24 protein-coding genes and 1 tRNA gene are annotated in these 25,614 nt (G+C 68.7%); 17 read left to right on the top strand and 8 right to left on the bottom strand.

Features of this window, described 5'->3' with window-relative positions:
- Positions 1-3 precede the first annotated feature (3 nt).
- Genes D7I44_RS17525 through valS form a run of 3 tightly spaced genes read right to left on the bottom strand, consistent with a single transcriptional unit; the run spans position 4 to position 3,344 of the window.
- Complete coding sequence (locus D7I44_RS17525) at positions 4-258, bottom strand: hypothetical protein (RefSeq protein WP_120790663.1); 255 nt, start codon at positions 256-258, stop codon at positions 4-6.
- A gap of 16 nt (positions 259-274) precedes the next feature.
- Positions 275-724, bottom strand: a complete 450-nt coding sequence (locus D7I44_RS17520) for a GNAT family N-acetyltransferase (RefSeq protein ID WP_120790662.1) — start codon at positions 722-724, stop codon at positions 275-277.
- Positions 725-764: 40 nt separating this feature from the next.
- On the bottom strand, positions 765-3,344 hold the full coding sequence (valS, locus tag D7I44_RS17515) for a valine--tRNA ligase (RefSeq protein WP_120790661.1): 2,580 nt from the start codon (positions 3,342-3,344) through the stop codon (positions 765-767).
- Between the two features lie 291 nt (positions 3,345-3,635).
- On the opposite strand from valS, the gene ileS reads away from it, so the two are divergent.
- Genes ileS through ndk form a run of 4 tightly spaced genes read left to right on the top strand, consistent with a single transcriptional unit; the run spans position 3,636 to position 9,065 of the window.
- Positions 3,636-6,884 (top strand): isoleucine--tRNA ligase, encoded by a 3,249-nt coding sequence (gene ileS, locus D7I44_RS17510; protein WP_120790660.1) that lies wholly within the window; start codon positions 3,636-3,638, stop codon positions 6,882-6,884.
- Positions 6,881-8,254 carry a bifunctional folylpolyglutamate synthase/dihydrofolate synthase gene (locus D7I44_RS17505; protein WP_120790659.1) on the top strand — a complete coding sequence of 458 codons (1,374 nt, stop codon included), beginning with the start codon at positions 6,881-6,883 and terminating at the stop codon, positions 8,252-8,254. Before ileS ends, D7I44_RS17505 begins: the two co-directional genes overlap by 4 nt.
- Entirely contained in the window at positions 8,251-8,646 is a 396-nt protein-coding gene (locus D7I44_RS17500; RefSeq protein ID WP_120790658.1) for a DUF4233 domain-containing protein, read from the top strand. The genes D7I44_RS17505 and D7I44_RS17500 overlap by 4 nt, the downstream gene beginning before the upstream one ends.
- Positions 8,643-9,065 (top strand): nucleoside-diphosphate kinase, encoded by a 423-nt coding sequence (gene ndk / locus D7I44_RS17495; protein ID WP_120790657.1) that lies wholly within the window; start codon positions 8,643-8,645, stop codon positions 9,063-9,065. Before D7I44_RS17500 ends, ndk begins: the two co-directional genes overlap by 4 nt.
- 34 nt (positions 9,066-9,099) lie before the next feature.
- On the opposite strand, the gene D7I44_RS18355 is transcribed toward ndk, so the two are convergent.
- Together D7I44_RS18355 and D7I44_RS17485 are read right to left on the bottom strand one after the other, a co-directional pair.
- Complete coding sequence (locus tag D7I44_RS18355) at positions 9,100-9,438, bottom strand: hypothetical protein (protein WP_162940351.1); 339 nt, start codon at positions 9,436-9,438, stop codon at positions 9,100-9,102.
- Positions 9,439-9,506: 68 nt separating this feature from the next.
- Entirely contained in the window at positions 9,507-10,118 is a 612-nt protein-coding gene (locus D7I44_RS17485; RefSeq protein ID WP_245979798.1) for a vitamin K epoxide reductase family protein, read from the bottom strand.
- 259 nt (positions 10,119-10,377) lie between these two features.
- On the opposite strand from D7I44_RS17485, the gene D7I44_RS17480 reads away from it, so the two are divergent.
- Entirely contained in the window at positions 10,378-12,807 is a 2,430-nt protein-coding gene (locus tag D7I44_RS17480) for an Rne/Rng family ribonuclease (RefSeq protein ID WP_120790654.1), read from the top strand.
- Here D7I44_RS17480 and D7I44_RS17475 read toward each other — a convergent pair.
- Positions 12,778-13,044: a DUF4031 domain-containing protein gene (locus tag D7I44_RS17475; protein ID WP_120790653.1), complete on the bottom strand. Its 267-nt coding sequence runs from the start codon at positions 13,042-13,044 to the stop codon at positions 12,778-12,780. The two genes, D7I44_RS17480 and D7I44_RS17475, sit on opposite strands and share 30 nt — an antisense overlap.
- Before the next feature lie 195 nt (positions 13,045-13,239).
- On the opposite strand from D7I44_RS17475, the gene rplU reads away from it, so the two are divergent.
- The 10 genes from rplU to D7I44_RS17425 all read left to right on the top strand — a co-directional run bounded on the left by rplU (position 13,240) and on the right by D7I44_RS17425 (position 19,919).
- A complete protein-coding gene (rplU, locus tag D7I44_RS17470; protein WP_120790652.1) occupies positions 13,240-13,548 on the top strand; it encodes a 50S ribosomal protein L21 in 309 nt (102 codons plus the stop codon).
- Positions 13,549-13,586: 38 nt separating this feature from the next.
- On the top strand, positions 13,587-13,844 hold the full coding sequence (gene rpmA / locus D7I44_RS17465; protein ID WP_120790651.1) for a 50S ribosomal protein L27: 258 nt from the start codon (positions 13,587-13,589) through the stop codon (positions 13,842-13,844).
- A gap of 73 nt (positions 13,845-13,917) precedes the next feature.
- On the top strand, positions 13,918-15,456 hold the full coding sequence (gene obgE / locus D7I44_RS17460) for a GTPase ObgE (protein ID WP_120790650.1): 1,539 nt from the start codon (positions 13,918-13,920) through the stop codon (positions 15,454-15,456).
- On the top strand, positions 15,413-16,231 hold the full coding sequence (gene proB / locus D7I44_RS17455; RefSeq protein WP_120790649.1) for a glutamate 5-kinase: 819 nt from the start codon (positions 15,413-15,415) through the stop codon (positions 16,229-16,231). Before obgE ends, proB begins: the two co-directional genes overlap by 44 nt.
- A gap of 10 nt (positions 16,232-16,241) precedes the next feature.
- A complete protein-coding gene (locus D7I44_RS17450; RefSeq protein ID WP_120790648.1) occupies positions 16,242-17,504 on the top strand; it encodes a glutamate-5-semialdehyde dehydrogenase in 1,263 nt (420 codons plus the stop codon).
- 40 nt (positions 17,505-17,544) lie between these two features.
- Entirely contained in the window at positions 17,545-17,778 is a 234-nt protein-coding gene (locus D7I44_RS17445) for a hypothetical protein (RefSeq protein WP_120790647.1), read from the top strand.
- A gap of 21 nt (positions 17,779-17,799) precedes the next feature.
- Complete coding sequence (gene nadD, locus D7I44_RS17440) at positions 17,800-18,402, top strand: nicotinate-nucleotide adenylyltransferase (protein WP_120790646.1); 603 nt, start codon at positions 17,800-17,802, stop codon at positions 18,400-18,402.
- Complete coding sequence (locus tag D7I44_RS17435; RefSeq protein WP_120790645.1) at positions 18,399-19,394, top strand: hypothetical protein; 996 nt, start codon at positions 18,399-18,401, stop codon at positions 19,392-19,394. The genes nadD and D7I44_RS17435 overlap by 4 nt, the downstream gene beginning before the upstream one ends.
- A gap of 17 nt (positions 19,395-19,411) precedes the next feature.
- Positions 19,412-19,786, top strand: a complete 375-nt coding sequence (gene rsfS, locus D7I44_RS17430) for a ribosome silencing factor (RefSeq protein WP_120790644.1) — start codon at positions 19,412-19,414, stop codon at positions 19,784-19,786.
- A 57-nt stretch (positions 19,787-19,843) separates the two neighbouring features.
- Positions 19,844-19,919 (top strand) — tRNA-Ala (locus D7I44_RS17425).
- Positions 19,920-19,939: 20 nt separating this feature from the next.
- Here D7I44_RS17425 and D7I44_RS17420 read toward each other — a convergent pair.
- Together D7I44_RS17420 and D7I44_RS17415 are read right to left on the bottom strand one after the other, a co-directional pair.
- Entirely contained in the window at positions 19,940-21,454 is a 1,515-nt protein-coding gene (locus D7I44_RS17420) for an MFS transporter (protein ID WP_120790643.1), read from the bottom strand.
- A 24-nt stretch (positions 21,455-21,478) separates the two neighbouring features.
- Positions 21,479-22,132 (bottom strand): type 1 periplasmic-binding domain-containing protein, encoded by a 654-nt coding sequence (locus tag D7I44_RS17415; protein WP_181445585.1) that lies wholly within the window; start codon positions 22,130-22,132, stop codon positions 21,479-21,481.
- A gap of 128 nt (positions 22,133-22,260) precedes the next feature.
- Between D7I44_RS17415 and D7I44_RS17410 the strand changes: the two genes are divergently transcribed.
- Together D7I44_RS17410 and D7I44_RS17405 are read left to right on the top strand one after the other, a co-directional pair.
- The gene (locus D7I44_RS17410; RefSeq protein ID WP_120790642.1) at positions 22,261-23,475 is read left to right on the top strand and encodes a HupE/UreJ family protein; all 1,215 of its coding nucleotides are present in this window, start codon (positions 22,261-22,263) and stop codon (positions 23,473-23,475) included.
- A gap of 61 nt (positions 23,476-23,536) precedes the next feature.
- Entirely contained in the window at positions 23,537-25,531 is a 1,995-nt protein-coding gene (locus D7I44_RS17405; RefSeq protein ID WP_120790641.1) for a purple acid phosphatase family protein, read from the top strand.
- The last annotated feature ends 83 nt before the right edge of the window (positions 25,532-25,614 follow it).

Genomic DNA, 25,614 nt, shown 5'->3' with positions numbered 1-25,614 from the left:
CGATCACTCGGCGCGCACCTCGAAGTCGTTGGAGGTGATCGTGGCGGTGTCCGTCTCGGCGTTGTAGCGGACGACTGTGCCGTCGTCGAGCTCGACCACCGGCTTTCGCTCGAGCCAGGTCAGCGTCCATCGCCAGGTTGAGGCGTCGACGCCGTCAGCGGCCAGCTCGTCTTCCACGGCCTTCACCGCGGCGACGACCACATCGGGAAGCGATGCGGGCGCCTCGGCGCCGATGGGCCAGCGAGTGCCGAGTCTCATCAGAAGACGCAGCGCATCATGCGGGCTGCGCGGCGGTCTGGAGCTCGAAGTACGCCGACGAGCTCGCTTCGCCGCCGGCATCCGTCAACACAGCAGGCAGTGACTCACCGTCTGCCTGCGTCCAGCGGATCACGGTCGCGCCGTGGGCCGCCGCGGCCTCGCGCACTGCACCGAACAGCTCCTGCGCGACCGAGTCGTCGCCGGAGTGGATCGCGTCGACGAAGTACCCGGTCTCGCCGAGCAACGGGCGCGGGAACGCGTGGAAATGCACGAACCCTGCGACCTCGCCCGATTCGTCGAGCGCGACGAGCGCGGACTCGGGGTGGCCGGGGTCTGAGAGCCAGGTCCACAACTGCAGAGCGCGCTGCTCGGTCAGGTCGACTCCGCGCTCAGAGGCATAACCCTCGTACAGGCTGAGCCAAGGGAAGAAGTCGCTGTCGCGCGCTTCCCGGATCGTAACGGTCATTGCACCCCTCCTGCGGTGACCATAGCGCGATTTGTGCTGATCAGGCCAGATCTCCGAGTTCCGCGTCCCTCGCCGAGATGTCGTCGGCGACGGCGTAGGTGACCGCCGAAATGCGTCCCACGGCCTTGAGATCGTCTTCCGCGAGTCGCAGCGCGGCCAGTTGCTCCTCGGTTCCCGTCAGCGTGATCGACACGATCGGGGTCTTCTGGGACACCTTCGCATCGGTCTTCGCCCGACGGATTCCGACGAGCGCAGCGCTTGCAGCGGCGAGCACGGACGGGCCTTCGCCGGCTACGGCGAGCTCCGCCGTCGTCGGCCACGTGGCGGTGTGCACCGAGCCTTCGTTGAACCAGCTCCACGTCTCCTCGGTGGCGAACGGGATCACCGGCGCGAACAGACGGATCAGCACACTGAGCGCGAGGCGCAGTGCGGCGACGGCGGACGCCTGCCCTGCTGCATCCCCCGCCCCATGCGCGCGCTCCTTGACGAGCTCGAGGTAGTCGTCGCAGAACGTCCAGAAGAACGACTCGCTGGTCTCGAGCGCACGGGCGTGGTCGTAGCTGTCGAAGGCCGCGGTCGCGTCGGCGACCACCTTGGCGAGCCCGCGCAGCATCGACCTGTCGACCTCGGCCGTGATCTCGGCGCCAGGCGTCGCCTCGAATCCGAGCACGAACTTGGCGGCGTTCAGCACCTTGATCGCGAGGCGGCGGCCGATCTTGATCTGCGTCGGGTTGTTCACGTCGAACGCGGCATCGGCGCCGAGGCGGCTCGACGCAGCCCAGTAGCGCGTGGCGTCGGAGCCGTGCTGGTCGAGGATCGCGGCCGGCGTGACCACGTTGCCCTTCGACTTCGACATCTTCTTGCGGTCGGGGTCGACGATGAAGCCGGAGATCGCGGCGTGGTGCCACGGCAGCGTGTCGTGCTGCTGGATCGAGCGCAGCAGCGTCGAGAACAGCCAGGTACGGATGATGTCCTGGCCCTGCGGGCGCAGGTCGAACGGGAAGAGCGCCTCGAACAGCTCGGGGTCGCGATCCCACCCGGCCGCGATCTGCGGGGTCAGCGACGAGGTCATCCAGGTGTCCATGATGTCGACCTCGCCGACGAATCCGCCCGCCTGCCCGCGCTGCGACTCGTCGAAGCCGGCCGGCGCGTCCGATGACGGGTCGACGGGCAGGGCGGATGCCTCGGGGAGAACAACCTGGTCGAACTGCGTCTCGCCGTTCTCGTCGACGCGGTACCAGACGGGCAGCGGCACGCCGAAGAAGCGCTGGCGCGAGATCAGCCAGTCGCCGGCGAGGCCGTTCACCCAGTTCTCGTAGCGGACGCGCATGAAGTCGGGATTCCAGTCGAGACCCTTCCCTGCCTCGAGCAGGCGGGCGCGCAGCCCCCCGTCCTTGCCGCCGTTCTTCACGTACCACTGGCGGGTCGAGACGATCTCGAGCGGGCGGTCGCCCTTCTCGAAGAACTTCACGGGGTGCTGGATGGGCTTGGGGTCGCCGATCAGCTCACCGGACTCGGTGAGCAGCTCCACGAGGGTCTTCTTCGCCGTGAACACCGTCGCGCCGGCGATCTTGGCGTAGGCCTCGCGCCCGGCATCGGTCGTGATCGCCTCGGGCGCGTCCGGGAGGATGCGGCCGTCGAATCCGATGATCGCGCGCGTCGGCAGCTGCAGCTCGCGCCACCAGGTCACGTCGGTGATGTCGCCGAAGGTGCAGACCATCGCGATGCCGGAGCCCTTGTCGGGCTGCGCGAGGTGATGCGCCACGACGGGCACCTCGACACCGAAGATCGGCGTGCGCACGGTCGTGCCGAACAGCGGCTTGAACCGCTCGTCGTCGGGGTGCGCCACGACCGCGACGCACGCGGCGAGCAGCTCGGGGCGGGTGGTCTCGATGAACACGTCGCCGTCGGGGCCGTGGAAGGCGAGCCGGTGGTAGGCGCCCGGCTGGTCGCGGTCCTCGAGCTCGGCCTGTGCGACGGCGGAGCGGAAGGTCACGTCCCACAGGGTGGGCGCCCAGTCCTGATAGGCCTCGCCGCGCTCCACGTTCTTCAGGAACGCGAGCTGCGAGGCGCGGATCGACTCCGGCCCGATCGTGCGGTACGTCTGCGCCCAGTCGACCGAGAGGCCGAGCTTGCGCCACAGCGCCTCGAACTGCTTCTCGTCCTCTTCGGTGAGGCGTTCGCACAGCTCGATGAAGTTGCGCCGCGAGACCGGCACCTGGTCGGCGGCCTTGCTCGACTTGTTGTCGCCGCCCTCGTACGGCGGGGTGAAGTCCGGCGTGTACGGCAGCGACGGGTCGCAGCGCACGCCGTAGTAGTTCTGGACGCGACGCTCGGTCGGCAGCCCGTTGTCGTCCCACCCGATCGGGTAGAAGACGGTCTTGCCCGTCATGCGCTGATAGCGCGCGATCACGTCGGTGTGCGTGTAGCTGAAGACGTGGCCGATATGCAGCGAGCCGGACGCGGTGGGCGGCGGCGTGTCGATCGAGTAGATCGCAGAGCGGTCGGATGCCTCGAGCGCGGCGGTGCGGTCGAAGGCGTACGTCCCGGCGGACTGCCAGGACTCACCCCACTTGGTTTCGAGACCCTCAAGGGCGGGCTTGTCAGGAATAGCAGTCATTTTCGGGCCTCGTTCGGATATATGCGGCACCGCGTCGAGGGTGCCTGAATGTGGGATGTGGCGACAGTCTACCGGTAGACTTTCCGCATCGACTTTGATCCGGCCATCACCGGGGAGTCTTCGGAAGAACACCACTGTGCCGGTAAGCGACATGGTGGTCAGTAGAACCGAACGGGTCGGGCCCGTCATCGCCTAGGAACGAGTGGCTCAGACATCCAGCTGGGCAATCGAGGTGGTACCGCGCGACGTGAGCCGCGTCCTCGTCTGAAGAAGACACACCGAGGAGCCCCGTTGCCGTACCCCAAGTCCGAAGAGCCGGAAGTCGTCCCGAGCCCGCGCTTCCCGGAGATCGAGCAGAAGGTGCTCGCGTTCTGGAAGCGCGACGAGACCTTCCACGCCTCGGTCGAGCAGCGCGAGGGCGCCGACGAGTGGGTGTTCTATGACGGCCCGCCGTTCGCCAACGGCCTGCCGCACTACGGCCACCTGCTGACCGGCTACGCCAAGGACCTGTTCCCGCGCTACCAGACCATGCGCGGCAAGCAGGTCAAGCGCGTCTTCGGCTGGGACACGCACGGCCTGCCCGCCGAGCTGGAGGCCGAGCGACAGCTCGGAATCAACGGCAAGGCCGACATCGAGGAGATGGGCCTCGCCGCGTTCAACCGCGCCGCGAAGGAATCCGTCCTGCGCTACACGGAGGAATGGCAGGCATACGTCACCCGCCAGGCGCGCTGGGTCGACTTCGACGGCGGCTACAAGACCCTCGACCTCACCTTCATGGAGAGCGTGCTGTGGGCGTTCAAGCAGCTGCACGACAAGGGCCTCGCCTACGAGGGCTACCGCGTGCTGCCGTACTGCTGGCGCGACGAGACGCCGCTGTCGAACCACGAGCTGCGCATGGACGACGACGTCTACAAGATGCGTCAGGACCAGACCGTGACGGTCACGTTCCCGCTCGTGGGCGAGAAGGCCGAGGCGCTGGGGCTCACGGCGGTGCGCGCCCTCGCGTGGACGACCACCCCGTGGACGCTGCCGACGAACCTCGCGCTCGCGGTCGGCCCCGACATCACCTACGCCGTCGTACCGGCGGGCCCCAACGGCGCAGCCGACACGCCGGAGGAAGCGGGGGAGTACCTGCTCGCGCTCGACCTCGTCGGCAATCACGCGAAGGACCTCGGCTACGACGACGCGGCGGCCGCGCTGGCATCCGTCTCCCGTCGCATCACGGGCGCGCAGCTCGCGGGCGTGCAGTACGACCGGCTCTGGGACTTCTACGCGGATGCCGAGGCGTGGGGCACCGAGAACGCGTGGCGCATCCTCGTCGACGACTACGTGACGACCGCCGACGGCACGGGCATCGTGCACCAGGCGCCTGCCTACGGCGAGGACGACCAGCGGGTCTGCGAGGCGAACGGGATCCCCGTCATCGTCTCCGTCGACGACGGCGGGAAGTTCCTTGCGAACATCGAGCCGGTGGCCGGGCTGCAGGTGTTCGACGCGAACAAGCCGCTCACGCAGCTGCTGCGCGCCGAGGGGCGCCTGCTGAGGCTCGCGAGCTACGAGCACTCGTACCCGCACTGCTGGCGGTGCCGGAATCCGCTGATCTACAAGGCGGTCTCGAGCTGGTTCGTGCGCGTCACGGAGTTCAAAGACCGTATGGTCGAGCTCAATCAGGAGATCACCTGGGTGCCCGAGAACGTCAAGGACGGCCAGTTCGGCAAGTGGCTCGAGGGTGCGCGCGACTGGTCGATCAGCCGCAACCGCTTCTGGGGCTCGCCGATCCCGGTGTGGAAATCCGATGACGCGAACTACCCGCGCATCGACGTGTATGGCTCGCTCGACGAGCTCGAGCGCGACTTCGGCGCACTGCCGCGCAATGCGGAGGGCCAGGTCGACCTGCACCGGCCGTACATCGACGAGCTGACCAGGCCGAACCCCGACGACCCGACCGGGCAGTCGAGCATGCGCCGCATCGCCGACGTCTTCGACGTCTGGTTCGACTCCGGCTCGATGCCGTTCGCGCAGGTGCACTACCCCTTCGAGAACCGCGAGTGGTTCGACGGCGTCGCCGGCGATGCCTCACGGCCGCGGCACAACCCGGCGGACTACATCGTCGAGTACATCGGGCAGACGCGTGGCTGGTTCTACGTGCAGCACGTGCTGGCGACGGCGATCTTCGACCGCCCCGCGTTCCGTTCGGCGCTCAGCCACGGCATCGTGCTCGGCTCAGACGGGCAGAAGATGTCGAAGAGCCTGCGCAACTACCCCGACGTGTCCGAAGTCTTCGATCGCGACGGCTCCGATGCCATGCGGTGGTTCCTGATGTCGTCGTCGGTGATCCGCGGCGGCAACCTCATCGTGACGGAGGAGGGCATCCGCTCGGGCGTGCGCGAGCTGCTGCTGCCGCTGTGGAGCTCGTACTACTTCTTCACGATCTACGCGAACGCGTCGGGCTACGAGGCGAGACGGCGCGCCGACTCGAGCAACGAGCTCGACCGGTACATCCTCGCCAAGCTGCGCGAGACCGTCGACACGGTCACCGAGCACCTCGACGACCTCGACAGCCCGTTCGCGGCCGCCGCCCTGCGCGACTTCGCCGACGTTCTCACCAACTGGTACGTGCGCCGCTCGCGCGACCGGTTCTGGGTCGGCGTGACCGAGGACGGCGAGAACGCCGAAGCGTTCGACACCCTGTTCACGGTGCTCGAGACCCTGTGCCGGCTCGCCGCGCCGCTGCTGCCCCTCGTCACGGAGCAGATCTGGCAGGGGCTCACCGGCGGCCGCAGCGTGCACCTCGAGGACTGGCCGGAGGCATCCGAGTTCGCCGCGGACCACGAGCTGGTCGCCGCGATGGACACGGTGCGCCAGATCGCCTCGACCGGCCTCGCACTGCGCAAGGCCAACGGCCTGCGCGTGCGGCTTCCGCTCGCGCAGCTCACGGTGGTGGTGCCGGATGCCGGCGTGCTCAGCGACTTCGAGGGAATCCTCCGCGACGAGCTGAACGTCAAGGCCGTCGCTCTCGTCGCGGAGACGCCCACGAGCGCCGACGACTACGGCATCACCCGCCGGCTGTCGGTCAACGCCCGAGCCGCAGGCCCGCGCCTCGGCAAGCAGGTGCAGGACGCGATCAGGGCAGCGCGCTCAGGCGACTGGTCGGAGGCAGACGGCGCCGTGGTCGCCGGCGGCATCGCGCTCGAGGCGGGAGAATACGAGCTCGTGCTCGAGGTCGCGCAGACGTCCGAGGATGCGTCGGAGGCGCTCGCACTGCTGCCCGGCGGCGGTTTCGTCCTGCTCGACACCCACGTCACGCCTGAGCTCGCGGCCGAGGGCACCGCCCGCGACCTCATCCGCAGCGTGCAGGACGCGCGCAAGGCAGCCGGGCTCGACGTGAGCGACCGCATCCGCCTGCGACTGACGCTCGAGACGGAATCCGCCCGCGCCGCGCGCACGCACGCCGAGCTCATCGCGGCAGAGACGCTCGCCGTCGACTATGCCGTGACCGAGGGCGAGCACGACATCACGGTCGAGAGGGTGCAGCTGTGAGCGACGATTCCCACCGCGCCGCCGCCGACGCGGCGTACGGAGAACTGCTGACCCGGGTCGGCGAGGCGAAGCCCGAGCGCCGCCTCGACGCGACCCGCCGTGCCGTCGAGGTGCTCGGCGACCCGCAGAAGGCGTATCCGATCATTCACATCACGGGCACGAACGGGAAGACCTCGACAAGCCGGATCGCCGAGAGCATCCTGCGCGCCTACGGGCTGCGAACCGGTCTGCTGACCAGCCCGCACCTCGAGCGCTTCAACGAACGCATCCTCATCGACGGCCAGCCGATCGCCGATGAGGCGCTTGCCCGCAACTGGGACGAGATCAGGCCGTATCTCGAACTGGTGGACGCCGAGCTCGAGGCATCCGGCCGCCCTCGCCTCACCTTCTTCGAAGCGGTCACCGCGCTGGGCTTCGCCTGCTTCGCCGACGCACCCGTCGATGTCGCGGTGGTCGAGGTCGGCATGGGCGGCGAGTGGGACTCGACGAACGTCGGCGACGGCACCGTCGCCGTGTTCACACCCATCTCGCTCGACCACCAGGCGGCGCTCGGCAGCACCATCGCCGAGATTGCGCGGACCAAGGCGGGCATCATCAAGGACGGCGCGACCGTCGTGACAGCACGACAGACCCCGGAGGCGATGCGCGAGATCCAGGCCGCGGCGAGTCGGCACGGCGCATCCGTCATCGCGCAGCCCTCCGAATTCGACGTGACCGCCACCTCCGTCGCTGTGGGCGGCCAGCTCGTCGACGTGCGCGGCGTGGCGGGCGCGTATGACGGCCTCACCCTGCCGCTCTACGGCGATCACCAGGCCCAGAACGCGGCCGTCGCGATCGCGGCGGTCGAGGCGTTCATCGGCGGCGGCGCGCACGCGCTGACCCACGAGCTCGTCGAAGAAGGCATCGCAGCCGCCTCGTCGCCCGGCCGATTGCAGCTGATCGGCACCGAGCCGACCGTGATCGTGGATGCCGCGCACAACCCGGCCGGCGCCGCGACCCTGCGCGCCGCACTCGATCGGTTCTTCGACTTCGACGAGGTCGCCGTGGTGCTCGGCATCCTGAAGGACAAGGACGCGCACGGCATCATCGACGAGCTCGCCCAGGCGGCGTCGCTGCTCATCGTGACCCAGTCGCACTCCGAGCGGGCGCGCCCCGCCGAGGACCTCGCAGAGGACATCTATGAGTGGACCCAGGAGCATGTGGAAGAGGTCGACGACCTCGGCGAAGCCATCGAGGCCGCTCGCGCGTGGGCTCTGAAGGGCGAGAAGCGCGCGGTCGTCGTGACCGGCTCGATCACCCTCGTCGGCGAGGCGATGACGTTGGCAGAGCAGCGTGGCTGGCGCTCAGCGCGGACGGATGAGCTCGAATGAGCGCCGACGCGCCCGCGCCCCGCACGCGGCGCACGCGGAGCCTGCGCGAATCCGTCGGCTCGATCGTGCTCGGATTCGAGCTGATCGTGCTGTTCCTCGGCACCCTCGTCGCGTGGGGTCTGCATGCCGCCCCCGCAGGCGTCGTCATCGGCGGCGGCGGTGCGCTCATCGTGCTCGCAGTCTTCGCGATCCTCACCCTGCGCTACCGCAGCGGCACCTGGCTCGGCTTCGCCGTGCAGATCCTCGCGATCGTCGCCGGCATCTGGGTGCACATGATGTTCATCGTCGGCGCGCTCTTCCTCGCCATCTGGATCTACGCGATGTACTCGGCGGACAAGGCCGAGCGCGTCAAAGCCACCCAGCAACCCAACGGAACGGAGAACCCGCTGTGACCACCTCTGTCGAAGAGACTCTCGTCCTCATCAAGCCCGACGGCGTCGCCCGCAGCCTCACCGGCGAGATCCTGCGCCGCATCGAGGCGAAGGGCTACCAGCTCGTCGACATCCGCCTCGTCGAAGCCGAGCTGGAGCTGCTCGCGCAGCACTATGCCGAGCACCAGGGCAAGCCGTTCTACGAGCCGCTGCTGGAGTTCATGCAGTCCGGGCCGATCGTCGCCGTCCGCGTCGCCGGTCAGCGGGTCATCGAGGGCTTCCGCTCGCTCGCGGGCGCGACCGATCCGACGACCGCTGCGCCCGGAACGATCCGCGGCGACCTCGGGCGCGACTGGGGTCTGAAGGTGCAGCAGAACCTGGTGCACGGGTCCGACTCCCCGGAGTCCGCCGCGCGCGAGCTCGCACTCTGGTTCGCCTGACGCGCCGGTCCCCGCCCGGCGCACCGCAGGCGAACTAGAGATCGATGCCTGCGCTGCGCGCGTCTGCCGCGGTGTCGATGTCGCCGATGACGGCGGGGGCGACCGGATGCCTCGCGAGCCGCAGGCCGCCGACCAGCGCCTTCATTGAGGCACCGGCCGGATCGCCGAGACCGGCCAGCCGCCGGCGCAGGGAATCGACACGGCAGATGCCGCAGAGCCACTGCGGGCGAGCGTCGGGGCCTGCGAACGGAGCATCTTCCCGAACCCATTGCGCCCCGACTCCCGGCGCGCTCGGGGCCGACGGTGATTGCGCGGGCACCCGCGTCGCGGGCCGCAGCGACTGCTCCGGCCAGCAGGTTGGCCGCCTGACCATGGTCGGATTCCTGCGCGGCGAGTCGATGAACGTGTACGCGGGCGTCGAGCGTCTGCGTGTGCCCGAGCTCAGTGGAACAGCTGGCTGATGATGTCGAGTCGCAGCTGGGCCTCCAGCGCGATGACGACGTAGAGCACCAGGCTGAGCAGCGGGACCCAGCTGAGCAGCGCGCTGCCAGTGCCGATCAGCGCGTGGCCGTAACGGCCGACCGCCATGTTGTGCAGCGTGACGGCGAGCCACATCGGGATCACGACCGCGTAGACCAGGGCGCACCACGGGCACAGGGTGCCGATGAAGAAGATGCTCTCGGTGGACAGCCACCCGATGAAGATGATCGCGAACCAGTGCCCGGCGTTGAACACCAGCCAGAACCAGTTGGGGAAGCTCACGCGCCCGAGCAGTGCGACGCCCACGATGATCGGCGCCGGGAACGTCATGAGACCGAGCATCGGGTTGGGGAATCCGAACACGCTGCCCTGCCACGACCCGATGTTCTTGCCGCACTGGACAGCGGCCGAGATCGTGCAGCCGAGATTGGTTGTCGGATCCGCCAAGAGCGCGAGGTCGTCCTTCATCAGCGAGAACGACGCGAGCAGCCCGAGCGCTCCGCCCACGATGAGCAGGATGGCGAGGGCAAGGTGACGGGGGCGAGCAGCCGCCTCGGCAACGGTGTCTGACACGCCCTGAGTATCGCATGCCGAAACCGGCATGAACCGGGTCGAGAGACACGCCGTGCGATAATGAAATGCAGGTCATCCCGCGAGGCGGACGATGGCCTTTGAATACAAGGTTTTCGCGTTCCCACAGCGAACGCGAGCAGGCGGGCGATATGGCCCGCCGGTTGGAAGGTTTGCGGCGGCTCGAGAAGCCGCCCCTGGAGAGTTCCCGTAGCGACCGGGGTGAAGGCTTCGGCCGCTCGGTACGAGGAGTGCACCAGCGATGGTGGAAAAAGATGAATACAACAGTTCGAACGAAGCGGGAAAGCGCCGCGGGCGGTTTTTCGGAGGGCGGCGACGCAGGGCCGGCGAGGCCGATGCCCCGGTCGAGACGGTGACGCAGCCGGCGCCCGAGGCTCCGGAGGTCGCTGAGACCGAAGAGCCTGCGGAGCTGGCCGCTCCCGTGGTCGACGCGGAAGCCGTGGCCGCCGACCAGGACCACCCGCTGGCCCCGGCTGTGCCGCAGCCGCTCACCACGCCGATCCCGGTCGTCGGCACCCAGGCCGACCCGCTCAGCGGCCCGGTCTCGACCACGACCCTGCTGTTCCAGGCTCCACCGGTCATCACGGCGCCCGCGTTCGACGAGGACGACGAGGCGGATGCTGACGCAAGCGCTCCTGGCGTCCGGCGCCGCCGTCGCCGCGGCGGTTCAGCAGGGGCATCCGACGACCAGCCGCGCGAACCACGCCAGCCCGTCAAGCGCGAGCCTGAGCTCATCACCGAGCCACAGAAGGTCAAGGGCTCGACCCGGCTCGAGGCGAAGAAGCAGCGCCGCCGCGATGGCCGCGACGCCGGCCGCCGCCGCGCGGTGATCACCGAGGCAGAGTTCCTCGCCCGTCGCGAGGCCGTCGATCGCACCATGGTCGTCCGGTCCAAGGCAGGCCGCATTCAGATCGGCGTCCTCGAGGACAAGGTGCTCGTCGAGCACTACGTCGCCAAGAGCCAGGAGGCGTCGCTCATCGGCAACGTCTACCTCGGCAAGGTTCAGAACGTGCTGCCCAGCATGGAGGCCGCCTTCGTCGACATCGGTCGCGGCCGCAACGCGGTGCTCTACTCGGGCGAGGTCGACTGGGAGGCCGCGCAGGCCGAGTCCGGGGAGAAGAACCAGCCCCGCCGCATCGAGCTCGCGCTCAAACCCGGCGACAAGGTGCTCGTGCAGGTCACGAAGGACCCCGTCGGCCACAAGGGCGCCCGCCTCACCAGCCAGGTGTCGCTGCCCGGCCGCTACCTCGTGTACGTGCCGAACGGCTCGATGAACGGCATCAGCCGCAAGCTGCCCGACACCGAGCGTGCGCGCCTCAAGAAGATCCTCAAAGAGGCGCTGCCCGACAATGTGGGCGTCATCGTGCGCACCGCGGCGGAGGGTGCGACCGAAGAGCAGCTGACGCTCGACGTCACCCGCCTCACCTCTCAGTGGGCCCAGATCCGCGAGGCCAATGAGAAGGTCCAGGCGCCTGCGCTGCTGCACAGCGAGCCCGACCTGCTGATCAAGATCGTCCGCGACGTCTTCAACGAGGACTTCCAGAAGATGGTCATCCAGGGCGATGACGCCCGCGAGACCATCGAGCGCTACCTCTCGGGCGTTGCGCCGGAGCTGCTCGAGCGGGTCGAGCCCTACAGCGGCGGCAAGGACGACGCGTTCGACGAGTTCCGCATCTCCGAGCAGATCGAGAAGGCGCTCGACCGCAAGGTCTGGCTGCCCTCCGGCGGCTCGCTGATCATCGACCGCACTGAGGCGATGACGGTCATCGACGTCAACACGGGCAAGTTCGTCGGCTCAGGCGGCAACCTCGAAGAGACCGTCACCAAGAACAACCTCGAGGCGGCGGAGGAGATCGTCCGCCAGCTGCGTCTGCGCGACATCGGCGGGATCGTCGTGGTCGACTTCATCGACATGGTGCTCGAGTCGAATCGCGACCTCGTGCTGCGCCGGCTCGTCGAGTGCCTGAGCCGCGACCGCACGAAGCACCAGGTCGCGGAGGTCACCTCGCTCGGCCTCGTGCAGATGACCCGCAAGAAGCTGGGCCTCGGTCTGCTCGAGACCTTCAGCGAGCCCTGCGAGGTGTGCGCGGGCCGCGGCATCATCGTCCACCACGACCCCGTCGTGAAGCACCGCGCCCAGCAGCCGGAACGCGGCACCGAGCGCCGCCGCGGTCGCGGAGGCAATGGCGGCAGCGCGCCGGCGACCAGCACGGGCAACGGAAACGGGGCCCACGCCCACGAGGGCACGCACCAGCTCACCGAAGAGGCGCGCAGCAGCCTCGCCCGCATCGCCGCGAGCACGCTCGGCCACCCGACGACCGGCGCAGTGCCGATCATCGCCGACGAGCCGCAGCCCGAGCAGGCGGCTGCGACCGACGAGGCGCCGCGCTCGAGCAGCCGCCGCTCTCGCTCGCGCCGTGCGCGCGGCGGGGGAGCGGGGGATGCTGCGCCGAGCGAGCAGCCCCAGGCATCCGTCATCGAGCTGCCGGCCGCTCAGCCCGCGCAGGAGCCGCGCGCCGTCAACGCGGAGGCGACCGCGCAGCTGTTGGACTCTGTGCTCGACTCGCTGCCCGCGAAGCAGCCTGCGCGACGCAGCCGCCGTGTCTCAACGGGGGCGCTGACGGCTGAGACCGGTCAGGAGTCAGTGCCGGTCGACGGCGCGGACGCGTAGCCCACTGCTGCGCAGCCGCTCGACCAGCTGCCTCATGGACACCTGCTGGGCGCCCAGGGCGACGAGCTCGTCGTAACGCTCGGCAGGCACGTCGTAGTGATCGAGATCGAAGGCGCGGCGTGGCACTCCGGCATTCTCAGCGAAGGCGTGCAATTCTTGAAGGGACGCATCACTGACCAGGTGCGACCACAGTGTGCCGTGAGCCGGCCACGCTGGGCGGTCGATGAGCACGGTCATGGGTGTCGAGCCTAGACGTGGTCTCGGTTTGACCGTGCATTCCGCATCAAGTAATCTTGATTGTTGGCGTGCGCTGGCTCTTGCCGCGTCCGCAGATCAGGTTTCCCGCGCCCGACCCGTACGGTCGCCGGCCGGTGAGTCACCCAGAAATCAAGCATCGGAGCGGCTTCGCTCCCCGGAGAAGTAGGTACTGAAGTGGTTTTCGCAGTTGTGCGCGCCGGCGGTCGGCAGGAGAAGGTCGAGGTCGGCACCATCGTGACGCTCGACCGCATCAAGGCTGACGCGAACGGCAACGTCGAGCTCGCCCCGGTGTTGCTCGTCGACGGCGACAAGATCACCTCCGACGCCAAGGCGCTCGCCAAGGTGAAGGTGACCGCTGAGGTTCTCGGCGACCTCCGCGGCCCGAAGATCGTGATCCAGAAGTTCAAGAACAAGACCGGCTACAAGAAGCGCCAGGGGCACCGCCAGGACCTCACGCGCGTCAAGGTCACCGCAATCAAGTAGTCCGCAGGGCTGCAGAGAAGACATAGAGGCACACAGAGATGGCACACAAGAAGGGCGCAAGCTCAACTCGCAACGGCCGTGACTCGAACGCCCAGCGCCTCGGCGTGAAGCGCTTCGGCGGCGAGCAGGTCAACGCAGGCGAGATCATCGTCCGCCAGCGCGGCACCCACTTCCACCCCGGCGCCAACGTGGGCCGTGGCGGCGACGACACGCTCTTCGCGCTGTCGGCCGGCGCCGTCGAGTTCGGCGTCAAGGGCCGCCGCAAGGTCGTCAACATCGTGACGGCCGAGGCATAACAGCCGAATCGGTGCGATTCAATTGAGGGGCGGGCTTCGGCCCGCCCCTTTCTTTTACAAAGGAGACCTCGAGATGGCGACGTTCGTCGACCACGTGACCCTGCACTTGCGCGCCGGTCACGGCGGAAACGGCTGCGTGAGCGTACGCCGGGAGAAGTTCAAGCCGCTCGCCGGCCCTGATGGGGGCAACGGCGGCCACGGCGGCGACATCGTGCTCGTCGCAGACCCTCAGGTCACCACGCTGCTCGGCTACCACCGCCGCCCCCACCAGGTGAGCGAAAACGGCGGCTTCGGCATGGGCGACATGCGCCACGGAGCCCGCGGCGAGGATCTCGAACTGCCGGTGCCCGTCGGCACCGTCGTCAAGACCCCGGAGGGCGACGAGCTGGTCGACCTCGCCGAGCCGGGCATGCGCTTCGTCGCCGCAGCCGGCGGCGTCGGCGGACTGGGCAACGCCGCCCTCTCCAACCCGAAGCGCAAGGCGCCCGGCTTCGCCCTGCTCGGCACACCCGGATGGGAGGGCGACGTCGAGCTCGAGCTCAAGACCATGGCCGATGTCGCGCTCGTCGGCTACCCGTCGGCCGGCAAGTCGTCCCTCGTCGCCGCCCTGTCGGCCGCGAAGCCGAAGATCGCCGACTATCCGTTCACGACGCTCACCCCCAACCTCGGCGTCGTGCAGGCGGGGGAGTCGCGCTTCACGATCGCCGACGTCCCAGGCCTCATCGAGGGCGCCAGCGAGGGCAAGGGGCTCGGCCTGGAGTTCCTGCGCCACGTCGAGCGCTGCACCGCTCTGCTGCACGTGCTGGACTGCGCGACCCTCGAACCCGGTCGTGACCCCGTCACCGACCTCGAGGTGATCCTCAGCGAGCTCGCGGCATATCCGGTCCCGGCCGGCCAGGTGCCCCTGCGCGAGCGTCCGCAGCTCGTCGCGCTCAACAAGATCGACGTTCCCGACGGCAAGGACCTCGCCGATTTCGTGCGGCCCGAGCTCGAGTCGCGCGGCTACCGCGTGTTCGAGATCTCGACGGTGAGCCACGAGGGCCTTCGCCAGCTCTCCTTCGCCCTCGCCGAGGTCGTCGACGCCGAGCGCGCCCGCCTCGCCGTCGAACAGGAGGAACGGCCCCGTATCGTCATGCGGCCGAAGGCCGTCGACGCAGCTCCCTTCACCATCAAGGTCGAGGGCGGCAGCGACGGCACGTACTACCGCGTCCTCGGACAGAAGCCCGAGGCATGGGTCGCGCAGACCGACTTCCAGAACGATGAGGCCGTCGGCTTCCTCGCCGACCGCCTTGCGAAGCTCGGCGTCGAAGACGGCCTGTTCGGGGCCGGAGCGGTCGCCGGCGACACGGTCGTGATCGGCCCGGGCAGCGGGATCGTGTTCGACTGGGAGCCGACGCTGACCTCCACCGCGGAACTCGTCACCGCGCCTCGCGGCACCGACGAGAGGCTCAGCCAGGGCTCCCGCGCCACGCGGCGCGAGCGTCGTGAGCAGTACCACGACCGCATGGACGGCAAGGCCGCCGCCCGCGCCGAGCTCGACGCCGAGCGTGAGGCGGGGATCTGGGCCGATGACGTGGACGCAGACGAAGAAGTGGAAGGGAACGACGATTAGCACCCGCACCACCGTCACCGACGCGAAGCGCATCGTCGTCAAGGTCGGCTCCTCGTCGATCAGTGGCGACAACTCGTGGCAGATCGCCCCGCTCGTGCTCGCCCTCGCCGCCGCGCACCGGCGCGGCATCGAGGTGGTGCTGGTGTCCTCGGGCGCCATCGCGACGGGTATGCCGTTCCTCGAGCTCGATGCCCGTCCCGACGACCTGGCCACGCAGCAGGCCGCGGCGGCCGTCGGCCAGAACGTGCTCGTGCACCGCTACCAGGCGGCGCTCGACCCCTATGGCATCGTCGCCGGCCAGGTGCTGCTCACCGCCAACGACATGGACGACCCGACCCATCGCGGCAACGCCCAGCGCGCGATGGAGCGGCTGCTCGAACTGCGCATCCTGCCGATCGTCAACGAGAACGACACCGTGGCGACCCACGAGATCCGCTTCGGCGACAACGACCGGCTCGCTGCCCTCGTCGCGCGGCTCATCGGCGCCGAGGTGCTCGTGCTCCTCTCCGACGTCGACGCGCTCTACACCAAGCCCCCGCAGCAGCCCGGCGCCGAGATGATCCCGTTCGTCGGCGTCGGCGACGAGCTCGTGGGCGTCGAGATCGGCGCGACGACGGTGAACAGCGTCGGCACCGGGGGAGCGCTCACGAAGGTCTCCGCGGCGCGGCATGCCGCGGAGGCGGGCATCGCGGTGGTGCTGACGTCGACGCATCTCGTCGCGGACGCGCTGGACGGGGCATCCGTCGGCACCTATTTCGAGCCGGCGCGAAACTAAACTGGCAGGCATGCTCGATTTCGACCCGACCGGCCTGCACGCGAAGCTCGACGACGCGAAGACCGCGGCACGGGCGCTGGCAACGGCCAACACCGCAGCGAAGGACAGCGCCCTCGAGGCGATCGCCCAGGAGCTGCTCGCCCACGTCGACGAGATCGTCGCAGCCAACGCGGAAGACCTCGCCCGCGGCCGGGAGAACGGCATCGGGACCGGCCTGCTCGATCGGCTCACCCTGACGCCGCAGCGCGTGCATGCTCTCGCGGACGCGGTGCTCGACATCGTCGCCATCGCCGACCCCGTCGGCGAATCGGTGCGCGGCAAGACCTTGCCGAACGGGGTGCACCTTGAGCAGGTGCGGGTTCCATTCGGCGTCGTCGGCGCCATCTACGAGGCGCGTCCCAATGTCACGGTCGACATCGCGGCGCTCGCCCTCAAGAGCGGAAACGCGGCCGTGTTGCGCGGCGGGTCGGCTGCGGAGAGCACCAACGCGGTGCTCGTCTCCGTGATCCAGGGCGCGCTGGTGCGCGCTGGCCTGCCCGCGGCATCCGTTCAGACCATCGACGAATACGGTCGCCCGGGCGCATCCGCGCTGATGCGCGCGCGCGGCTACGTCGATCTGCTCGTGCCGCGCGGCAGCGCGCAGCTCATCCAGACCGTCGTCACCGAATCGACGGTGCCGGTCATCGAGACGGGCGCAGGCGTCGTGCACATCCTGCTGGATGCGAGCGCCCGCGAGGACTGGGCCGTCGACATCGTGCGCAATGCCAAGGTGCAGCGCCCCAGCGTGTGCAATGCGGTCGAGACCGTGCTGGTGCATGCGGATGCTGCGGCGAGGCTCCTTCCACCCGTGCTCGGCGCGCTGCGCGAGCAGGGCGTGACGATCCACGCCGACGCGCGCGCCCGTGCGATCTTCCCCGACGCGGTGCCCGCCGTCGAGGAGGACTGGGAGACGGAGTACATGAGTCTCGACCTCGCCGTGCGCGTCGTCGACGTCCTCGACGAGGCGATCGAGCACATCCGCCGGTACTCGACCGGCCACACCGAGTCGATCGTCACGAACGACCTCGGCAACGCCGACCGCTTCCTCGCGGAGGTCGACTCGGCGGTGGTGATGGTGAACGCGTCGACGCGGTTCACCGACGGGGGAGAGTTCGGATTCGGCGCAGAGGTCGGCATCTCCACGCAGAAGCTTCACGCCCGCGGGCCGATGGGCCTTCCCGAACTGACGAGCACGAAGTGGTTGGTGCGCGGCTCCGGCCAGATCCGCCGATAGACTGAGCCCGACGCCCCACGTCGAAAGGAACCAGACCGCAATGCTGCACTCCGCCGTCCTCGCCGCGTACGAGTATCACGAGCACGAGCTGCCGATCCCCGCGATCGTCTACGGCATCATCGGTGCGGTGGTCTTCATCTTCCTGGGTGCGGTCACCTGGAGCTACAAAGACGTCGCGCGGCGGCACGCCCCTTCGGGCGATCCGGACGCAGCACAGCACCAGACCTCGACCGGCTCCGAGGCACACGGCTCCGGCCACCCGGGCCACCACTAGGGCCTGCGGCCGCCAGAGCACATGGTCGCGCCTCAGCTCGGCCGCCGACGCGTCGGGGTCATGGGCGGAACCTTCGACCCGATCCACCACGGCCACCTGGTCGCCGCGAGCGAGGTGGCCCAGTCGTTCGGGCTCGACGAGGTCGTCTTCGTCCCCACCGGCCAGCCGTGGCAGAAGGGCCCGGTGAGTGCCGCCGAGCACCGCTACCTGATGACCGTCATCGCGACGGCGTCCAACCCCCGCTTCACCGTGAGTCGCGTCGACATCGACCGCCCGGGCCCGACCTACACGATCGACACCCTGCGCGACCTCAAGTCGCAGCGACCTGACGACGAGCTCTACTTCATCTCAGGGGCCGACGCGATCGCCCAGATCCTCACCTGGCACGACGTCGAACAGCTCTGGGAATTGGCCCATTTCGTCGCTGTGAGTCGTCCGGGACATGAACTGAGCATTACAGGTTTGCCGACGGGCGACGTAAGCTTGTTGGAAGTTCCGGCACTGGCGATCTCCTCCACGGATTGCCGCAGCCGGGTGAGCAGGGGCTTCCCCGTCTGGTACCTGGTTCCTGACGGCGTTGTCCAGTACATCTCCAAGCACCATCTGTATCGGAGCGTGGCATGACGTTGAGGCAGGATCAGCAGCAGCCGCTGACGCGCCGTCAGCTCCGCGAGATGGAGCGGGCCTCTCAAGAGGCAACGACCGGCGAGCAGCAGGTTCCCGCCGTCGAACTGCCCTTCTCGGCTGCGGTGCCGGCGACGCCCGCACCCGTTCCCGCCGACTTGCGACCGGTGCTCTCGACCGACGCCCCGCCGCCAGCGCCCGTGGTCCCGCTGACGCGCCGCCAGCTCCGTGCGCTGCAGCAGGCTGAGGAGATCCAGTCGGCTCCTGTGGAAGACGTCGAGCAGCCGCAACAGCCTGCGGCGCCAGCATCCGCACCCATCGCCGCCGTGCCGGTCGCGGCGCTCCCCATCGCAGCGCTGCCGTTGCCGCAGCCGCCGGTGATCGCGGCTGCCCCTGAGCCCGAGATCCCCGCTGCGTTCACCGCGGCGACCCCCGAGGTGATCGACGACGTCCCCGTCGGGCTCACGACGGGGGAAGTGCGCGCATATCAGCCGCCGACCGGTCACTGGTCGCTCGGCGCGAACGAGAGCTTTGACGACGTGATCGCCTCCGGTGTCACCGACGCGCACATCCGTTCGGTGGAGTCGTCCGGGGCCACCACCGCGTCGAACGCGCTGATCATCCCCATCGTCCCGTCGGCCGTCGATATGACCGGGCCGCTCAATGCGACCGGTGAGATCCTGCTGACGGGGTCGATCGATCTGCCCCGCGGTCTCGGCTCGACCGGTCAGGTCCAGGGTCATTTCGACGGCTCAGACATCGATCGCCTGCTCGATCAGCACGATCGCGACCTCGCGCCGAACTCGAGCGTCGAGCCTGTGGCCGCGACCCGCGCGATCGCGACGCACGCGCCCTCGGCGAGCCCCAACATCGTTCCCCCCAAGAAGACGAGCCACAAGGTCGGCGCGATCATCGGTGTGTCGGCAGGCGGCGTCGCCGCACTCGGCGTCATCGGCGCGGTCATCGCCGGGTTCGTCTTCCACGTCTTCTAGGTCAGAGAGATCACTGCATGACGGCATCCGCCCAGGCCCGAGAGCTGCTCCAACTGGCTGCGGTGGCAGCCGACTCGAAGGCCGGCGAAGACCTCGTCGCGCTCGACGTTAGCGGCCCATTGCCGCTCACCGACATCTTCCTGCTCGTCTCGGGGAACTCGGAGCGCAACGTCGTCGCCATCGCCGACGGCGTCGAGGACGCCCTGAACGAGGCCGGTGTGAGGACTCTGCGCCGCGAGGGGAAGGAGCAGGGCCACTGGGTGCTGCTCGACTTCGGCGACCTCGTCGTGCACGTCTTCCACCAGGAGGATCGGCAGTACTACTCGCTTGAGCGGCTCTGGCGCGACTGCCCCGTGGTGCCCCTCGATTTCATGAGCCGCCAGCCTCTGTAGTAAGCTGAACGGGTTGCCGCGAGAGCGGCCAGTGCCGATTTATTCGGCCACGCAAACGGGTCTGTGGCGCAGCTGGTAGCGCACCTGCATGGCATGCAGGGGGTCAGGGGTTCGAGTCCCCTCAGATCCACCACATGAAGCGAGAACCCCGGGTCACGTACCCGGGGTCTTCTCGTTTCCGGGGGCCCGCTGTGTGATGTCTAGCGAACCTGTGAAGGCTGGATCGGCGAGCGACGAGTTCGGCAGAGCAGGCGTTCGATCGGTGCCCTCGGCGCTGCCCTCGCGCTGACGCTGCTCGATCTCGCGATTGATCTGCACGAGCTGGGCGTCGCTGAGGTCGTAGCGGCTGATGATGAAGACGGCGAGGATCAGCAGTATCGCGGGGATGACGGACACGAGCCAGAGGATGCCCTGCTGGGTCCGTGCGCTCTGCTGTGCGGAATCCGTGACGAACCCGGTGAGCGCGAGGACGATCCCGGGCACGACCCCGCCGAGGGCGAAGCCGGCGCGGAAGAAGATGCCGGTCAGCGCGTTGACGATGCCCGAGATCCGGCGCCCCGTCTTCCACTCGCCGTAAGAGATCACCTCGGGTACCAACGCCCACATGTACCCGGTGGCGACGATGACGCCGATGGAGCGCACGACCTGGGCGACCATCACCCACGCCACGTTCTCGTGCGGGTTCGGGATGAAGTACAGCATCGCGAGCCCGATGATGCCGATGAGAAGGAACGCGATGAACAGGGGGCGCTTGCCGATGCGGCGCCTGATCATCGGGACGAGAGGCAGGAAGACGAACGCGGGCAGGACTCCCAACGCATTGAACAGCCCCGCGAGATCCTCCCGTTTCACGACCTCCGTCATGTAGAAGGCGGCGCCCGAGTTGCCGACCGCCATCATCGCGAAGGCGGTGACGAAGAAGAACGCGAGCGTGCGCAGCGGGCGATTGCGGCGGAACTCGACCGCGAGGTCGGTGATCTTCACCTCGTCCTGGAGGGACGCGTCCATGACGACGCGCTCTTTGGTCTGGGTGAAGCAGAAGATCAGGATGAGGAACCCGATCACGATCAGGATCGACATCGTCGCAAGCCACGCGCCGGCCGCCGCAGGCACACCCCACTCGTTGTTCGGGGCGATGGCCTGCACGATCACCGGCACGCCGAACGCGACGACGAGGCCGCCGATGTTCGCCATGAACATGCGGGTGGTGGTCAGCACCGAGATCTCGTGATTGTCCCGCGTCAGCGAGGCGTTGAGGGCGCCATACGGGACGTTGAGCAGGGTGTATGCGAGCTCAAGACCGATGTACATGACGTACGCATAGAGCAGAGAGCCCGAGAATCCGTCCCAGAAGACGAGCACGCCGAAACCCGCCGTCGGGATGCCGGCCAGGATGAGCCAGCCACGATAGCGGCCCCACGGTGTCGTGTGCTTGTCGATGAACGTGCCGACGAGCGGAGCCCAGACCGCGTCGATGATCCGCACGATCAGGAACATCGTCGCCGCGACTCCGGCCCCCAGGCCGAAGACCTGCGTATAGAAGAACAGCAGGTAGGTGGCGATCGTGTTGTAGATCAAGTTCTGGGCGAGATCACCCGCACCGAAACCGATCCGCTGCAGCCAGTTCAGGCGATAGAACCCCGCGCTTTCACTTTGAGTCGCTGACACACTTCGGAGTGTAGGGCTGCGTGGTCACCGGAGCCAGAGCACGACACCGGTCATTCCGGTGAGAACCGCGGCAACACCGGCGCGGATGCCACGACCGCAGCGCTCGGCCGTGAAGCTGCGGGGGTCGTAGCGTGACGACATCCCGAGACCCTCGCCGCGGAAGGACGCCCCCGCCCAGTCGACCGCGGTGACGTTCGCGGTGGGCTCGGCGACCTCGGCGCCGACGATGAGGAACTGCTGGTCGAGGTGGTTCGCCGTCACGGTCGCGAGCGGGTCGACGAGGTCGTTCCCGACGCTCACGACCAGGTCGGGGTTGAGCCGCATGGCTGTGACGATGCCGCCGACGAGATCGTCGTCGGCCTTCACGATGCGCAGCTCGACGTCTTCTGCATCCGCCCACGCGACGACGGCGGCCACCAGCGCCTTGGTGGGCCCGTCGTGGCCCGCGCTGACGAGCGCGGCACGCATGCCGGGAGACGGGTGCACGGCGTTCCACGACCCTGGCGCCGGGTCGACGGTCGCCTCCGGGCTCGGGGTGGTCGCCGGGGCGAATCCCACCGCCGGCTCGCCGACCGCGGTCGGGGCCGGGTGCGGCGCACTCCAGTCGGAGGCGGCGCAGCCGGTGAGCAGGGCGGAGGCGAGGGCCGCCGTGAGAGCGGCGATGACGGCGCGGGGCACGTCACTACTTTCGCCGACGCGAGACGGCGCTCACGACCGATCCGGCGGTCGTTCCACTTCCGTTCGCATGGGGACAGGAATCCGTTAATAAACGCCCTGAATGGTCATAGCCAACCCGAAGGAGTTCCATGCCTGCCCGAGCACGCGGGGTCCTCGTGACCCTGCTCGTCGCCGTCGCCGTCGTCGCATTCGGCCTCATCGCCTCTGCGCCCGCGTCGGCCCATGGCTTCACCTCCGTGGTCTACGCGACGGTCGCCGGTGACCGCTCGGGCCATGTCCGCGCCGCACTCGACCTCGAGTACGACTTGCTGGTCGTGTCTGCCGCAGACGCGCAGAATGACGACGGCCTGTTCCAGGAGGGACAGCCGGCGTTCGACCACAGGGATGAGGCGGCCGAGGCGGGTGCGCTCGAGAATCATTCGGACACCGTGCTCGGCTATGTCTCGAAGCGGTTCACGGTGATGTCGGCAGGCTCGGCGTGCACGCCGAAGATCGACGGCAGCGTGGCGATGAAGCAGCGCGACGGGGCGCCGTACGCGACGGTCGTGTTCGACTATGCCTGCCCGAAGCCGAGCTCTGCGCACGTCATCGGCAGCACGCTGTTCCCCGACGCGGAGGGCTACGTTCGCGACACCAAGACAGTGCTGACCTACAACCTCGACACGCACTCGGGCAGCGCCGCACTCGATGCTCAGCAGCCGTCGTTCTCGACGGAGCAGAGCACGGGCGAGAGATTCTGGGAGTTCTTCAGGCTCGGTTCGGAGCACCTGCTCACCGGCATCGACCACATCCTGTTCCTGCTTGCGCTGATCGCCGGCTCCCGACGGCTGCGCGAGGTCGTCTACGCCGCCACGACGTTCACGATCGCGCACTCAGTGACGTTCATCCTCGCCGCCACGCACCTCGTGAGTGCGCCGTCGAGTGTCGTCGAGCCGATCATCGCGCTGTCGATCACCGCGGTTGCGGTCTGGTACCTGTTGCGGCTGTGGCAGGGGCGGGCGGATGCCGCACGGCTCGACATCGCCCGCGGCCCGCTGGGGCTCGACCGCCCGGGCTGGCTGCGCCTCGGCGTCGTGTTCGTCTTCGGGCTGGTTCACGGGCTCGGCTTCGCGAGCGCGCTCGGCATCGACGAGCCCTGGTCGTGGACCCTGCTGTGGTCGCTGCTCGTCTTCAACGTCGGCATCGAGGTCGTGCAGCTCTCGATCATCGCGCTCGTCTTCCCGCTGCTCGCCCTCCTGCGGCACCGCTCACCCCGCCTCTTTATCTGGGTGACCGTCGTGATCGCAACCGGAGTCTCCATCGCCGGCCTCGTCTGGTTCGTCCAACGCGTTCTCGGCCTGTGAGGCGCCCAAGATCTCTTTTCCCCTGAGAAGTTCCACCCCATCGAAGAGAACGGATCAACCCATGCCACACACCGCGGCAACGCACATGCTGCGCCGCGGCCGCCGCCGAGCGACCGTGTTCCTCTCCGCAGTCGCGCTCGGCGCGACCTGCGCCCTCGGCGGTGTCGCCGTCGCGCCTGCCTTCGCAGCCGACGCGGCCCCCGCCAACCTCACCGGCATCATCCTGGGCGTCGGCGCCTCGGAGTCCCAGCGCATCGTCACCTGGTACTCCTCCGCCGACACCGCCCAGTCGGTGCAGCTCGCCCCCACCAGCGCACTGGTGAACGGCGACTTCCCTGCCGGGGCGGCGAGCTTCGCAGCGCTCGGGGCGGCGAACATCGCCTCGAGCGGCGGCTTCAACCGCCACGCCACACTCGACGGGCTGCAGGAGAACACGCAGTACTCCTACCGCGTCGGCAGCGACGGCAACTGGTCGACGACGTACGCCTTCAAGACGCAGTCCTTCGACGGCCCGTTCGACTTCCTGTTCTACGGCGACCCGCAGATCGGCTCGTCGGGCGACACCGCGAAGGACGGCGCAGGCTGGGCCGACACGCTCGATGTGTCGCTCGCCGCGAACCCCAACGCCGAGCTGCTCGTCTCGGGCGGCGACCAGGTCGAGACCGCGAACACGGAGTCCCAGTGGGACGCGTTCCTCGGCTCGGACAAGCTGCGCCAGTACCCGTGGGCGGCGACCATCGGAAACCACGACGTCGGCGGCAAAGCGTACGAGCAGCACCTCGCCACGCCGAACACCGACCGCAGTGCGGCGTACTACGTGGACGGCAAGCCGAGCGGCGCCAGCTCAGGCGGGGACTACTGGTACATCTACAAGGACGTGCTGTTCATCGACCTGAACAGCAACAGCTACGCCACCTCGCAGGGAGGCGGCGGCGACGCCGCACACCTCGCGTACGTCACCTCCGTCGTGAACCAGCACGGCGGCGACGCGAAGTACACGGTCCTCGTCTACCACCACGCCATCTACTCGCCGGCCGACCACGCGAAGGACGCCGACAACAAGGTGCGCCGCGTGGACTTCCCGACCACGTTCTCCCGCCTCGGCGTCGACCTTGTGCTGCAGGGCCACGACCACAGCTACTCGCGCAGCTACGAGATCAAGAACGGCGCGAAGGCGAACCCGGACGAGCAGCCCGGCGACGCCGACGTGTTCACGGGCCCCGGCGGCGTCGTGTACGTGACCGCGAACTCGGCATCGGGCTCGAAGTACTACGATCTCACCACGCCGGACAACAGCGGGACGAGCGGCGCAGGCAACGGCGCCGACCCCCTGAAGCCGCAGGACTACTGGTACAACTCGGTCGAGAACCAGGAGCACGTGCGCACGTACGTGAAGGTGTCGGTGCAGCCCGACCAGCTGGTCGTGCAGGACATCCGCAGCGGCACCTGCGCGGCGCCCAACGCCGCGGTCGAGCGCGGCAATGTCCCGTGGTGCGGCCCGAACAGCGGCGCGTCACCAGCCCAGCCCGTCGGGTCGATCGTGGACGCGGTGACGATCCACCCGAACCACGGCAATGGCCAGGACATCCAGGTGACGTTGCCCGAAACCGCCCCCGGCGACTTCGGCTGGACGATCGATGGCCGCAATGGCCTCGTGAACCTGGGCACCGCGACCGAGAGCCTCGGCGACTACTTCGAGGCGCAGGGCGAGATCAACCCGATCGCAGTCACCGACACCCGCCGCTCTCTCGCGCCTTGGTCGATCTCGGCCAGCGTGACCGACTTCCGCGACGGCGCCAACACCTTCTCGGGGAAGTACCTCGGCTGGTCGCCGGCGCTCGCCCAGAGCGGCGCGGGCGCCGCGGCGGGACAGCCCGTGCAGTCGGGCTTCGACGGCGGTGACGGCCTGTCCGTCTCGCGCGGTCTCGGCTCGGCGGCACAGGGTCACGCGCGCGGCACCGCCAAGCTCGGCGCGGATCTGGACCTCAAAGTCCCGACCAGCGTGAGCAAGGGCAGCTACCGCGGCACGCTCACCATCACGGCTCTGAGCGAGTAGCCCTCGCCCAGAAGCCGAAACCGACGACCCGGTGCGGGTGGGGCACGCACACCCGCCCGCACCGGGCCTTCGCCGTTCTCGAC

This window comes from Gryllotalpicola protaetiae (genome assembly GCF_003627055.1).
In the GTDB taxonomy this organism is placed as follows: Bacteria; Actinomycetota; Actinomycetes; order Actinomycetales; family Microbacteriaceae; genus Gryllotalpicola; species Gryllotalpicola protaetiae.
This window is presented reverse-complemented; position numbering and strand designations above follow the sequence as displayed.

Coding starts and splice junctions, on each gene's coding strand:
- D7I44_RS17525 (WP_120790663.1), bottom strand. CDS start 258: ATGAGACTCGGCACTCGCTGGCCCATCGGCGCCGAGGCGCCCGCATCG.
- D7I44_RS17520 (WP_120790662.1), bottom strand. CDS start 724: ATGACCGTTACGATCCGGGAAGCGCGCGACAGCGACTTCTTCCCTTGG.
- valS (WP_120790661.1), bottom strand. CDS start 3,344: ATGACTGCTATTCCTGACAAGCCCGCCCTTGAGGGTCTCGAAACCAAG.
- D7I44_RS17500 (WP_120790658.1), top strand. CDS start 8,251: ATGAGCGCCGACGCGCCCGCGCCCCGCACGCGGCGCACGCGGAGCCTG.
- D7I44_RS18355 (WP_162940351.1), bottom strand. CDS start 9,438: ATGGTCAGGCGGCCAACCTGCTGGCCGGAGCAGTCGCTGCGGCCCGCG.
- D7I44_RS17480 (WP_120790654.1), top strand. CDS start 10,378: ATGGTGGAAAAAGATGAATACAACAGTTCGAACGAAGCGGGAAAGCGC.
- D7I44_RS17475 (WP_120790653.1), bottom strand. CDS start 13,044: ATGACCGTGCTCATCGACCGCCCAGCGTGGCCGGCTCACGGCACACTG.
- rpmA (WP_120790651.1), top strand. CDS start 13,587: ATGGCACACAAGAAGGGCGCAAGCTCAACTCGCAACGGCCGTGACTCG.
- obgE (WP_120790650.1), top strand. CDS start 13,918: ATGGCGACGTTCGTCGACCACGTGACCCTGCACTTGCGCGCCGGTCAC.
- proB (WP_120790649.1), top strand. CDS start 15,413: ATGACGTGGACGCAGACGAAGAAGTGGAAGGGAACGACGATTAGCACC.
- D7I44_RS17450 (WP_120790648.1), top strand. CDS start 16,242: ATGCTCGATTTCGACCCGACCGGCCTGCACGCGAAGCTCGACGACGCG.
- D7I44_RS17445 (WP_120790647.1), top strand. CDS start 17,545: ATGCTGCACTCCGCCGTCCTCGCCGCGTACGAGTATCACGAGCACGAG.
- nadD (WP_120790646.1), top strand. CDS start 17,800: ATGGTCGCGCCTCAGCTCGGCCGCCGACGCGTCGGGGTCATGGGCGGA.
- D7I44_RS17435 (WP_120790645.1), top strand. CDS start 18,399: ATGACGTTGAGGCAGGATCAGCAGCAGCCGCTGACGCGCCGTCAGCTC.
- rsfS (WP_120790644.1), top strand. CDS start 19,412: ATGACGGCATCCGCCCAGGCCCGAGAGCTGCTCCAACTGGCTGCGGTG.
- D7I44_RS17410 (WP_120790642.1), top strand. CDS start 22,261: ATGCCTGCCCGAGCACGCGGGGTCCTCGTGACCCTGCTCGTCGCCGTC.
- D7I44_RS17405 (WP_120790641.1), top strand. CDS start 23,537: ATGCCACACACCGCGGCAACGCACATGCTGCGCCGCGGCCGCCGCCGA.